At 73.7% G+C, this 11475-nt stretch carries 10 protein-coding genes and 1 pseudogene; 3 read left to right on the forward strand and 8 right to left on the reverse strand.

Going from position 1 to position 11475, the window contains the following annotated elements:
- A pseudogene (locus ABZ641_RS15295) lies at positions 1–197 on the reverse strand (alpha/beta hydrolase); the annotation flags it as partial.
- Positions 198–332: 135 nt separating this feature from the next.
- Here ABZ641_RS15295 and ABZ641_RS15300 point away from each other — a divergent pair.
- A complete protein-coding gene (locus ABZ641_RS15300) occupies positions 333–773 on the forward strand; it encodes a helix-turn-helix domain-containing protein (protein WP_359982148.1) in 441 nt (146 codons plus the stop codon).
- A 100-nt stretch (positions 774–873) separates the two neighbouring features.
- Here the strand turns inward: ABZ641_RS15300 and ABZ641_RS15305 are convergent, their stop codons facing one another.
- From ABZ641_RS15305 to ABZ641_RS15330, 6 genes are all read right to left on the reverse strand, one after another.
- A complete protein-coding gene (locus ABZ641_RS15305; protein ID WP_344626311.1) occupies positions 874–2673 on the reverse strand; it encodes an ABC transporter ATP-binding protein in 1800 nt (599 codons plus the stop codon).
- 124 nt (positions 2674–2797) lie between these two features.
- The gene (locus ABZ641_RS15310) at positions 2798–3571 is read right to left on the reverse strand and encodes an SDR family NAD(P)-dependent oxidoreductase (RefSeq protein WP_344626312.1); all 774 of its coding nucleotides are present in this window, start codon (positions 3569–3571) and stop codon (positions 2798–2800) included.
- Between the two features lie 94 nt (positions 3572–3665).
- On the reverse strand, positions 3666–4670 hold the full coding sequence (locus ABZ641_RS15315) for a zinc metalloprotease (protein ID WP_359982135.1): 1005 nt from the start codon (positions 4668–4670) through the stop codon (positions 3666–3668).
- 253 nt (positions 4671–4923) lie between these two features.
- Positions 4924–5856 (reverse strand): SDR family oxidoreductase, encoded by a 933-nt coding sequence (locus ABZ641_RS15320; RefSeq protein ID WP_359982138.1) that lies wholly within the window; start codon positions 5854–5856, stop codon positions 4924–4926.
- On the reverse strand, positions 5853–6797 hold the full coding sequence (locus tag ABZ641_RS15325) for an alpha/beta hydrolase (RefSeq protein ID WP_359982141.1): 945 nt from the start codon (positions 6795–6797) through the stop codon (positions 5853–5855). The genes ABZ641_RS15320 and ABZ641_RS15325 overlap by 4 nt, the downstream gene beginning before the upstream one ends.
- A complete protein-coding gene (locus ABZ641_RS15330; protein WP_344626316.1) occupies positions 6794–8347 on the reverse strand; it encodes an NAD(P)/FAD-dependent oxidoreductase in 1554 nt (517 codons plus the stop codon). Before ABZ641_RS15330 ends, ABZ641_RS15325 begins: the two co-directional genes overlap by 4 nt.
- A gap of 207 nt (positions 8348–8554) precedes the next feature.
- Here ABZ641_RS15330 and ABZ641_RS15335 point away from each other — a divergent pair, with 207 nt between their 5' ends.
- Both ABZ641_RS15335 and ABZ641_RS15340 read left to right on the forward strand, forming a co-directional pair.
- Entirely contained in the window at positions 8555–9310 is a 756-nt protein-coding gene (locus ABZ641_RS15335) for a MerR family transcriptional regulator (protein ID WP_344626317.1), read from the forward strand.
- Positions 9311–9383: 73 nt separating this feature from the next.
- Entirely contained in the window at positions 9384–10274 is an 891-nt protein-coding gene (locus ABZ641_RS15340; RefSeq protein WP_344626318.1) for a DMT family transporter, read from the forward strand.
- 60 nt (positions 10275–10334) lie between these two features.
- Here the strand turns inward: ABZ641_RS15340 and ABZ641_RS15345 are convergent, their stop codons facing one another.
- Positions 10335–11108, reverse strand: a complete 774-nt coding sequence (locus ABZ641_RS15345; RefSeq protein WP_359982145.1) for a (2Fe-2S)-binding protein — start codon at positions 11106–11108, stop codon at positions 10335–10337.
- Between the last annotated feature and the right edge of the window lie 367 nt (positions 11109–11475).

An 11475-nucleotide genomic window follows, 5' to 3' on the forward strand; every position in this document is an offset into this window, starting at 1 on the left:
GCCCAGACCGCACCGGTGGCGCCGCCGCCGGGCAGCAGGACGAGCGGCGGCGCACCGGCCGGGCCGTGGGCGTGCACCCGGGTGGTGCCGTACGGGGTGGGGACGTCGAGTTCGGCGGTGCCGGCCGGCCAGCGGGCCAGCAGGGCGTCGTAGGCGGCGTCGAAGTCCTGGTGCGTGCGGGACGCGGTGCTGGACACGGTTGACCCCCCGGTCGTCTCGGCGACGGTGTCTCGTTGACCAATTCTCTCGCTGAACGAGAGAATAACTCCGGAGGGGTCGACGGAGGAAGGACGGTGGCCGCGGTGACGGAGGAACGGCCGGAGGGGCCGGCGATGGAACTGGTGCACCTGCTGCGCGCGGTGACGGTGGAGTTCGACCTGCTCGGCGCGAAGTTCGCGGCCCGGCACGGCCTGCACCCGACGGACCTGCGGGCGCTCATCCACCTGCTGGACGCGGCCCGGGCCGGCGAGACCGTCACCCCCGGCCGGCTCGGCGCGGCGCTGCGGCTCAACTCGGCCGGCACCACCGGTCTGGTCGACCGGCTGGAACGGCTCGGCCTGGTGGCGCGCACCCGGGACGACCGGGACCGCCGCCGGGTGCTGCTCACCGTGGACGAGAAGGCGGTCGGCCTGGGCTGGTCGTTCTTCGGCCCGCTGATCGGGGCCCTGGTGGGCACGGCGGACGACTTCGACGCCTCGGAACTCGCGACCGTCCGCCGCTACCTGACGGCCGCACTGGCGGCCGCCGCCGCGGCCCGCGAATCCACCGACTGACACCGGGCCCGGCCCGCAGGAGGGGGTGCACCACCAGGGTACGGATGCACCACCAGGGGCGCGTGGGTGCACCCGCGTGGTGCCCCCGTGAGGACACTCCCTAGGCGGCCTCCTCGCGGCGGAGCAGGGCGGCGTAGTGGCCGCCGCGGTCGAGGAGTTCCTCGTGGCTGCCGAGCTCCAGCACCTCGCCGGCGTCGAGCACGGCGATCTGGTCGGCGTGCCGGATCGTGGAGAGCCGGTGGGCGATGGTGATGGTGGTGCGGCCGACGGCGAGCGCGTCGATGGCCTGTTGGACGGCGGCCTCGGTGCGGTTGTCGAGGGCGCTGGTGGCCTCGTCCAGGATCAGCACGGGCGGGTTGCGCAGGATGGTGCGGGCGATCGCGAGGCGCTGCTTCTCGCCGCCGGAGAAGCGGTAGCCGCGTTCGCCGACCAGGGTGTCGTAGCCGTCCGGCAGGGCGGCGATCATGGGGTGGATCTGGGCGGCCTCGGCGGCCGCGACGAGTTCCTCGTCGGTGGCGTCGGGTTTGGCGAAGCGCAGGTTGTCGGCGACCGAGGCGTGGAAGAGGTAGGTCTCCTGGGAGACCACGCCGACCGCGCGGGCCAGGGTGTCGAAGGAGAGTTCGCGGACGTCGGTGCCGTCGATGCAGACCCGCCCGCCGGTGACGTCGTACAGCCGCGGGACGAGGTAGCTGAGGGTGGTCTTGCCGGAGCCGGTCTCGCCGACCACGGCGAGCGAGCTGCCGGCCGGGACCTTGAGGTCGACGCCGGCGAGGGTGGGGCGGTCCTGGTCGCCCTGGTAGCGGAACTCGACGCCCTCGAAGGTGACGTCGCCGCGGACGCGGTCCAGGCGGACCGGGCGGGCCGGCTCGGCGATCTCCACCGGCAGGTCGAGGTATTCGAAGATCCGCTGGAAGAGCGCCAGCGAGACCTGCACCTGCACCCCGGTGGAGAGCAGGCTGACGGTCGGCCGGAAGAGGCCCTGCTGCAGCGAGACGAAGGCGACGAGGGTGCCGACCGAGACGATCGGGGCGCCGCCGGCGGAGGTCAGCCCGGCGGCCCAGTAGATCAGCGCGGGCATCGCGGCCATCACGACCTGGATGGTGGACATCCGCCAGCGTCCGGCCATGTTGACCCGGACCTCCAGGTCGGCGAGCTCGTCCGACTGCCGGGTGAAGTCCCGGGAGAGCGAGTCGGCGCGGCCCATGGTGCGGCCGAGCAGGATGCCGCTGACCGAGAGCGACTCCTGGACGGCGGAGCTCATCGCGGCGAGCTTGTGCTGCCGCTCGGTGGTGATCTTCTTCCGCTCGTTGCCGACCCGGCGGCTGATCCAGACGAAGACCGGGAGGAGCAGCAGCGAGACGACGGTCAGCCGCCAGTCGAGGGCGACCATGGCGACGACCGTGGCGACGACGCCGGTGAGGTTGGAGACCAGCGAGGTGGCGGTCATGGTGACGGTGGACTGCATGCCGCCGATGTCGTTGGCGATCCGGGACTGCACCTCGCCGGTGCGGGTGCGGGTGAAGAAGGCCAGTGACATCCGCTGCAGGTGGGCGTAGACGGCGGTGCGCAGGTCGTGCATGACGCGCTGGCCGACCACGGTGGATATCAGGGTCTGCAGCACGTTGAAGATGCTGTTGACGACCGCGGCGGCGATCATGCCGAGGCAGAGCAGGGTGAGCAGCCCGGTGCGGCCCTGCGGGATCGCGGTGTCCAGGGTGGCCCGCAGCAGGAACGGGGTGACCACCGAGACGACCGCGGAGGCAGCGACCAGCAGGCCGACCACGGCGAGCCGCCCGCGGTAGGGCCGGAACAGCGCGAGGATGCGGCGGAGCTGGGCGGGCGGGGGCGGCTCCGCCCGGTCCCGTTCGGGCGGGGTCCAGTCGATCCGGTCGAGTTTCAAGGGCGACCTCCGGGGGCGGGGGCGGGCGGGACCGCCGGGCAAGGGCTGCATCATCATTAGCCTAACTAATAATGAGCCTGGCCCTATTCCTGGCGGTCCGGCCGCGCCATCCCCAGTCTGGCGTTCAGTTCGGCCCGTAGCTGCGCCCGGCCTTGGAGGAGATCGCGCCCGCCCGGCCGCTCGGCACCAACCGGGCCAGCGCCACCGCCAGCTTGTAGCGCTTGCCGGGCACCGAGACGGTCTTGCCCAGCACCAGGTCGCGCAGCGAGTCGTCGACCACGCGGTCGGCGTCCAGCCAGCCCCAGGAGGGGATGTTCGAGGTGCCCATGCCGGCCCGCTGGTGGAACTCGGTCCGGGTGAAGCCGGGGCAGAGCGCCTGCAGCCGGACCCCGCTGCCGGCGATGTCGCGGGCGACGCCCTGGGTGAAGCTGACCACCCAGGCCTTGCTGGCCCCGTAGGTGCCGCGCGGGAAGAAGGCGGCGACCGAGGCGACGTTGACCACCGCACCGCGGCCCCGCTCGCGCATCCCGGGCACGGCCGCGCTCGTGATCCGCAGGACGGCCTCGACGTGCACCTTGAGCATGTCGAGCTCGGCCCCGAGCGGGACCTGGAGGAAGGCGCCCTTGTTCCCGAAGCCGGCGTTGTTGACCAGGATGTCGACCGGGTGCTCGGCGTCCCGCAGCCGCTCCTCGACCGCGGTGATGCCCGCGTCGGTGGCGAGGTCGGCGGTGAGCGTCTCGACCCGGACGCCGAAGCGCTTGCCGAGGTCCGCGGCGGCCGCCTCCAGCCGCTCGGTGTCGCGGGCGACCAGGACGAGGTCGCGGCCGTCCCTGGCGAGGCGTCGGGCGAAGGCGGCACCGATCCCCGCGGTGGCGCCGGTGATGAGAGCAGTGGTCATGCGCCGACCGTACTGGGTCGAACCGCCGGGGCGCACGGGCGCCGCCCGTCCCGGGACGGACCCGGGACGGGCGGCGCGGCAGGGCTGCGCCGGGTCAGGCCCGGTAGGCGGCCCAGGAGTTGGTCATCCGGGTCACCTGGCCCGGGGTGAACTGGTACATGCAGGAGTCGTACGTGTAGTCCATGAAGTTGTGGATCGGGTCGACGCCGGTCTTGGTGGTGCAGGTGTCGCGGCCGGTCGGGCAGGCGTACGCGGCGCTCTTCTCGGCCGGGGTGTCGGCCACGTAGTCGCCGTTGCCGTTGCAGCCGCCCTGGAAGGTGTGGTAGAGCCCGAGCCAGTGGCCGACCTCGTGGGTGGCGGTGTCGCCCTCGTTGTAGTTGGTGGCCGAGCCGCCGGGGACGGAGGCGTCCAGGATCACCACGCCGTCGTCGGTCGGGTTGGAGGAGTAGGAGCTCGGGAAGGTCGCCCAGCCCAGCAGGCTCTGGCCGAGGCTCGCGGTGTAGAGGTTGAGCGCGTTGGCGCCGCCCTTGCGCAGGGTGGACTTCATCTGCGACTCGGCGCTGGAGCCCGGCGTGATGCCGTTGTACCAGGCGGCCTTGTCCGTGTAGTCGGTGCCGGCCAGGGTGAAGGTGAAGGGTGTCGCGGTGTTGCCGGTGCCCTGGCCGCCGTACGCGGCGTTGAGCACGGCGATCTGGTTCGCGATCGTCGCGGCCGACAGCTTGCCCGTCGTGCCGGAGTGGACGACGTGCACGTAGACCGGGATGCTCGTCGCCGCCAGCGCCGAGTCGGCGAGCAGCTGGGAGCCCTGGGAGGTCTTGGCCAGCTTGGCCACGCGGGCCTTGAGCTCGGCGTCCATCGCCTGGGCCTGCACGTCGCTGACGGCGTTCGGCTCGTGCGCGGTGGAGCCGGCGGCGCGGCGGGCGGCCGCGTCCTCTCCCCCGGTGCAGGCCGAGGCGCTCGGCGCGGCCAGCACGGTGGAGGAGGCCGGCAGGGCCAGCTGACCGACCGACAGGACGCCGGCGAGGGCGGCCGCGGCGAGCAGCCGGTTGCCGCGGAAGGCCGCGAGGGCAGGACGGATGACACGGGCAGAACGGCGCATCTGCTCTCCCGAGGAGGGTGTGGGGGAATGGCGGCATTGGGGGCCGCCGAGCAGAGGCTACGCATTCCCGCCGTGCACGTGTCAGATGCGTTCCGGCCGCGAAATAGTGCGGACAAATCACTCAAATGCCGGAGGTTTACCGGCCGTTGGGCTGTTCATGGGGAGCTTTTACGCCAACGTAACCGCACCCGGTTGGCCGAAAGCCGTCAGGGCCGGGGTGCCGGAATCCGCCACCCCGGCCCGAGACTGACGGTCAGTCCGCCGTGCCGTCCACTCGACCCGCCGCCGGTTCACCCGGAAGCGTGCCGGTGCTCCGGGCCGCGGTGTCGGCCTCGCCGCCCGCGCCGACCGGCCGCAGCCGCTGGTCCGCGGTCGCCCTCAGCTCCGGCTCCAGCCGGGCCATGTCGCGGCGGCCGCCGAGCGCCACCACCGAGGGCACCAGCCAGCGGACCGGCTGCATGCCGCGCAGCCAGGCCTGCGCGTACACGTGCACCGAGCGGCGGGCGATGCCGGCGATCAGCCGGTCCACCGCCGGTCCGAGGGGGTACGTCTTGTTGGCGGGCCAGGGCAGCCGGGCCCGCATCTGCTTGAGCACGGTGTCCTGGTCGGCGCCGCGCACCATGTCGGTGTCGGTCCAACTGAGGTAGCCGACACCGACCCTGACACCCTGGTGGGCGACCTCGGCGCGCAGCGCGTGGGCGAAGGCCTCGACGCCCGCCTTGCTGGCGCAGTACGCGGACATCAGCGGCGCCGGGGTCAGCGCGGCCAGCGAGGCGATCTGCAGCAGGTAGCCGCGGCTCTCGGTCAGCGCGGGCAGGAAGGCCCGGGCGGTGGCCACGCTGCCGAGCAGGTTGACCTCGATCACCCGGGTGAAGGCGCGGTGGTCGCTGTCCAGCAGCGGGCCGCCGATGGCGATGCCGGCGTTGGCCACCACGGTGTCGATCCGGCCGTAGCGGTCCTGGATCTGCCGGGCGACGGCGCTCAGCGCCTCCAGGTCGGTGACGTCGGCCTCCCAGGCGGAGGCGTGCGGACCGCACTCGGCGGCGACCGCCTTCAGCTCGGCCGGCTCCAGGCCGACCAGCGCCACCTTGGCACCCTGCGCGGAGAGCCGGCGGGCCATCAGGGCACCGATGCCGCGGGCGGCACCGGTCACCACCACGACCTGGGAGGACAGGGGCGGGTTCATGCGGTGGCGCTCCTCTGCTTGTCGGCGCGGGTGTCGGCGCGGGTGTCGGCGGTGAGGGTGACGATCCGGCGGATCTCGGCGGCGACCTCGGCGGGCCGCTCCATCGGGGACATGTGCCCGACGCCCGGCAGCTCCAACAGGCCCTGCGGGTCGGGCAGTGCGGCGGCCATCCGGCGGGCGTGCACCGGCGGGGTGAGCCGGTCCCTGCTGCCCACCACCACGGCGGTCGGCGCGGTCAGCCTCGCCAGGCCCGCGGTGACGTCCAGCTCGCCGAGCACCTTCGCCCAGCCGTGCCGGACGGACGTCGGGCAGGCGTGCACGATCCGGGCGCAGGCGTCCACCCGGGCCGCGGGCGTGCCGGGACCCATCGTGGCGTACTTCAGCAGGGCGCGGCTGACGCCGTTGACCGGGCCGAGCGGCAGCTTCGACTCCAGCACCGCACGGTGCAGCGCCCGGCGCAGCCCGGTGCCGCGGACGGCCGCCGGGACGACCAGCAGTTCGGCGACCAGGTCGGCCGGGCCGGTGCTGATCAGCAGCGCGCCCGCCGTCCGGGCGGCGACCCCGCCGCGGTCCGCCGCCGCCATGATCGTCATGCCGCCCATGCTGTGGCCGGCCAGCACCGCGCGGCCGCCGTCCGGCAGGACGTCGGTGAGCACGGCCTCCAGGTCGTCGGCCAGCCGGGCCGTGCCGTACCCGCCGGGGCCGGACGGCACGTCGCTGCGGCCGTGGCCGCGCTGGTCGTAGGCGACCACCCGGTGGTCGGCGGCGAGCCGGTTCACCACCGGCGCCCAGAACGGGGTGGAGCAGGTCCAGCCGTGGGCGAGGACGACCACCGGGGCGCCGGTCGGCCCGTACAGCTCCACGTTGAGCCCGGTGCCGTCGGCGGAGCGGACCCGCCTGATCGCGGCCGGGTCGGGCAGCACGCAGTCCGCGTCGATCATGCCGGAACCTCCTCGGCGGGCGCCGCGGCGGTGACGGCCGCGGGGCGCTTGATCAGCTCGTACTCGGCGAGGTCCACCCGGCGGGTGGCGCGGCGGAAGGCGGTCGTCGACGCGGGCCACAGCACGGTGTTCTTCCCGCTGTCGTCGAGGTACCAGCTGACGCAGCCTCCGGTCGTCCAGACCGTGCGGTCCATCCGGTGCTGCAGTTCGAGGTTCCAGTGCCTCTGGGCGACGGCGGTGGGCTGCATGGCCGTCGCGCCGACCGAGTCCAGGGTGGTGAGCGCGTCCACCAGGTAGTTCAGCTGCGACTCGATCATCAGGATCATCGAGCTGTTGCCGAGGCCGGTGTTCGGGCCGATCACGAAGAACAGGTTGGGGAAGCCGCGCACGGTGGAACCGCGCAGCGCCTCCATGCCGCCCTTCCACTCCTCGGCCAGGCTGCGCCCGCCGATGCCGAAGACCCGCCGGGCGATCGGCATGTCGGTGACGTGGAAGCCGGTGCCGAAGACGATCGCGTCCACCTCGTGCTCGCTGCCGTCCCCTGCCACCAGGGTCGAGCCGCGGACCTCGGCGAGCCGGGAGGAGACCACGTCGGTGTTGGCCGCGGCCAGCGCCGGGTAGTAGGTGTTGCTCAGCAGGATGCGCTTGCAGCCGATCCGGTAGTCCGGGGTCAGCCGGGCCCGCAGCGCAGGGTCCGCGACACCGCGGGCGATGTGCTTCTCGGCGATCTTCTGGACGAGCTTCAGCAGGCCGGGGCGGCGGACGAAGGCGTCCACCTGGAGCTCGCGCAGCGCGAAGAGCGTGCCGCGGCGCAGCGCGCCGGTCGGCGGCAGGGCGCCGTGCAGCCACTTCTCCAGGCCGGTGATCTCGCGGTCGCGGCGCGGCAGCACCCAGGCCGGGGTGCGCTGGAAGACCGTGAGCCGGCCGACCTGCGGCTGGATCGCCGGGATGATCTGGGCCGCGGAGGCACCGGTGCCGACGATCGCGACCCGCTTGCCGGCCAGGTCGTAGTCGTGGTCCCAGCGGGAGGAGTGGAACACCGTGCCGGGGAAGTCGGCGAGGCCGGGGACGTCCGGGATCTGCGGGTCGGCGAGCGGCCCGGCGGCGGAGACCACGGCGTCGGCCGTCCAGGTGCCGGCGGACGTGGTGAGCCGCCAGCGGGCCGGGCCCTCCTCCCAGCGCGCCTCGGTGACCTCGGCGTTGAACCGCAGGTGCGGGCGGAGCCCGAAGGTGTCGGTGACCTTCTCCAGGTAGGCGCGGATGTCGGGCTGGCCGGAGAAGCTGCGCGGCCACTCCGGGTTCGGCGCGAAGGAGAAGGAGTACAGGTGCGAGGGGACGTCGCAGGCGCAGCCCGGGTAGCTGTTGTCGCGCCAGGTGCCGCCGACGGCCGCGGCCCGCTCCAGGATGACGAAGTCGGTGATGCCCGCCCGGCGGAGCCGGACGCCGGCGCCGAGGCCGCCGAAGCCGGAGCCGATCACGGCGACCCGCACGTGCGGATGGTCGGTCGCGCCCGCGGCGGGTGCGGCGGGCTGCTTGCTGCGCGATGCCATGCGGCGGCTCCAGGGCAGGTGGCGAGGGTGGGGGGTATGAGGTGCGGGGTGCGGGTGGATCCGGGTGGAGCTGGTGGAACGGCGGGGACTGTCGAGCCTAACCGTGCCAGTAATCACTGGCACGATTGGCAGAGTAGCCGCTGCCGCCCCCGTGCGGAAGGAGCCGGACACGACGTCTCGCGGCGCGACCGCCCTATGCTGAGCGGCGTGGCGGAGATCACCAGCAGCAGCGGACAGCCCCGCGAGTACCGCGTCGAGGAGCTCGCCGCGGCCGCCGGCATCACCACCCGGACCCTGCGCTTCTACCGTGAACGCAAGCTCCTGCAGCCGCCCCGCAAGGAGGGCCGGATCGCCTGGTACGGCGAGCAGCACCTCGCCCGGCTGAGGATGATCGGCGAACTGCTGGACCGCGGCCACACCCTCGGCGGCATCAGCGAACTCATCGGCGCCGGCGAGAGCGGCCGCGACGTCGCCGACCTGATCGGCCTGCGCGACGAGATCGCCGCCCCCTGGTCCGACGAGACCCCCGTCCGGCTCGGCTGGGACGAACTCCTCGCCGCCTTCGGCGACCAGCTCACCCCCGAGAACACCGCCGAGTCCATCGCCCAGGGCTACATCACCGTCGAGGACGACGGCATCACCCACATCAGCCGCCGCCTGATGGACGCCACCCTCGCCCTGGTCGCCGAGGGCGTCCCGCTCGCCGCCGTCCTCGACGTCAGCCGCAGGACCCAGGAACACCTCGACGCCGTCGCCGAGGCCTTCACCGAACTCGCCCGCGACCACCTGCTCGGCGGACTCGCCCACGTCGACGACCTCACCCCCGAGGAGGCCGCCGGACTGACCGAGCGGATCCGCCGGGTCCGCCCGCTCGCCCGGGCCACCGCCGACGCCCAGTTCATGCTCGCCATGGACCGCACCGTCCGGGCCGCGTACGACAAGCTGCTCTCCGAGGGCTGCTGACCGGCGGCCTGCGCCGTTTCGGCCCGCGATATTTCGGTCGGCAACGAACCCTCCGGCCGGTACCGTGCGCGGCATGGAGCAGACACTCACCGACGCCGCCGCGCCGCTCGACGGACGCGCCCTCGGCGCGGCCGCCACCACCGTCGTGCTGTGGGCCTCCGCCTTCGTCGTCATCCGCGACGCCGGCACCTCCTTCGGCCCCGGGGCACTCGCCCTCGGCCGGCTCGCCGTCGGCGCGATCGCGCTGATCGTCCTGCTGGCCGCCCGCGGCGAGGGGCTGCCGCCGCGGGCCGCCTGGCCCGGCATCGCCGCCTCCGGAGTGCTCTGGTTCGGGTTCTACATGGTGGCGCTCAACTGGGGCGAGCAGCAGGTCGACGCGGGCACCGCCGCGATGGTGGTCAACATCGGCCCGCTGCTCATCGCCCTGCTCGGCGGCTGGCTGCTCAAGGAGGGCTTCCCGCGCGGACTGGTCGCCGGGATCGCGGTCTCCTTCACGGGCGCCGTGGTGACCGGGCTGTCGATGTCCGGCGACGGCGGGCACGGCTCGCTGCTCGGCATCGTGCTCTGCCTGCTGTCCGCCGCGGCGTACGCGGCGGGCGTGGTGCTCCAGAAGCCCGCGCTGCGGCACGCCACTCCCCTGCAGACCACCACCTTCGGCTGCCTGATCGGCGCGGTCGCCTGCCTGCCGTTCGCGCCCGGCCTGGTGCACGACCTCGGCCGGGCCCCGGCCTCCGCCGTCCTCGGCCTGGTCTACCTCGGCCTCTTCCCGACCGCCCTCGCCTTCACCACCTGGGCCTACGCCCTCTCCCGCACCACCGCCGGCCGGATGGGCGCCACCACGTACGCCGTCCCCGCCCTGGTGGTGCTGATGGCCTGGCTCCTCCTCGGCGAACTCCCCGCCCCCCTCGCCCTCGCCGGCGGCGCCCTCTGCCTCACCGGCGTGGCCGTCTCCCGCAGGGCCTGAACCTCGCAGGATCGGGGGAGCCCGATCAGGGGCGCGTGGGGGCACCTGGTCCACCCGCACTCACGACTCCAGGCGGCGGACGCGTTCGTCGTCGGGGGTGCGGGGGCAGGTGGTGCAGGCCTCGTCCGGGCGGACGGCGTAGTAGAGGCAGCAGCCCTGGCGGGTGCGGGTCCAGTGGCGGCGGCCCTCCGTGCCGGGGAGACGGCGGAAGGCGGCGGCGCCGCTGAAGGGCGGGGTGCCGCCGGGCAGCAGGACGGAGGCTGCGGTGACCGCCCGGTCCTCCTCGCCGAGGATCCGGCCGAGGTACCAGAGGGCGGAGACCAGGTCGTCGGTGACCATGCCCCAGAGGGCGTGGGGTCCGCGCCGGACGTACGGCTGGAAGGCACCGAGCACCGGCCCCGCGTGGGCGGCGACCGTCGTCCGCAGGCCGTCCGGTCCGTGCGGTCCGTCGTCGGGGAGGTCGGCGAGCAGGGCGAGGTCTCCGGTGGACTCCTCGATCCAGAGGGCGGAGGGGGCGATCCGGGCGGCCCGTCCGTCGAGGTACCAGGGCCCGGCGGTGAGCAGGCAGAGCGACCACAGGTAGTGGTGGAGGAGCCGGGACGCGGCGACGTGGGGCCGCGGGGCGGTGCCGTGCGCGGCCTCGATGCGGGCGGCCTCGGCGGCGACGAGGGATTCGGCGCGGGCGGCCAGGGCGTCTCCGGGGCACCAGCGTTCGCGGTCGGCCGGCGGTCTGTCGAGCAGGGTGACCGGCAGTGCCGGGCAGATGTCGACAAGACGCCGAATCGATGCGGGTGGCCCGGCGGCGGAGGCGCGCGCGGCCGTCAGCTGGAGCATCGGAGGACTCCCGTGATCAACTAAGGTATGCCTCACCTTACATGGACCTGACGGGCCGTCGACACACCGACACCCCGACAGATCGGCCGATTTGACGCGATTAGGTACGCCTAACCTAAGGTTCCGTTCCGTGTCCACCGCAGAGCGTCCCGTGGCCGAAGCCCGCACCGCCGCCACCGGCCCCCGGCCGGACCGCGGTTTCCGGGCGCCGCCCCCGGGCACGATCGACCGCACCGGACCGGCCGCCTGACCGCCCGTCGGCGGCCGACCCCGCCGCCCGCCGCCGACACGTGCCCGCCCCGGACTAGCCCACCTCTGAACACCAGTCACCCCAAGACATAAAACGTATTCCGTATTGTTGTTTAAT

The sequence above is a fragment of the Kitasatospora sp. NPDC007106 genome, from assembly GCF_040634455.1.
GTDB lineage: Bacteria > Actinomycetota > Actinomycetes > Streptomycetales > Streptomycetaceae > Kitasatospora > Kitasatospora arboriphila.

Excerpts from the sequence above, each read along its gene's own strand:
- ABZ641_RS15300 (WP_359982148.1), top strand. The coding sequence starts at position 333 with ATGGAACTGGTGCACCTGCTGCGCGCGGTGACGGTGGAGTTCGACCTG.
- ABZ641_RS15310 (WP_344626312.1), bottom strand. The coding sequence starts at position 3,571 with ATGACCACTGCTCTCATCACCGGCGCCACCGCGGGGATCGGTGCCGCC.
- ABZ641_RS15315 (WP_359982135.1), bottom strand. The coding sequence starts at position 4,670 with ATGCGCCGTTCTGCCCGTGTCATCCGTCCTGCCCTCGCGGCCTTCCGC.
- ABZ641_RS15320 (WP_359982138.1), bottom strand. The coding sequence starts at position 5,856 with ATGAACCCGCCCCTGTCCTCCCAGGTCGTGGTGGTGACCGGTGCCGCC.
- ABZ641_RS15325 (WP_359982141.1), bottom strand. The coding sequence starts at position 6,797 with ATGATCGACGCGGACTGCGTGCTGCCCGACCCGGCCGCGATCAGGCGG.
- ABZ641_RS15330 (WP_344626316.1), bottom strand. The coding sequence starts at position 8,347 with ATGGCATCGCGCAGCAAGCAGCCCGCCGCACCCGCCGCGGGCGCGACC.
- ABZ641_RS15340 (WP_344626318.1), top strand. The coding sequence starts at position 9,384 with ATGGAGCAGACACTCACCGACGCCGCCGCGCCGCTCGACGGACGCGCC.
- ABZ641_RS15345 (WP_359982145.1), bottom strand. The coding sequence starts at position 11,108 with ATGCTCCAGCTGACGGCCGCGCGCGCCTCCGCCGCCGGGCCACCCGCA.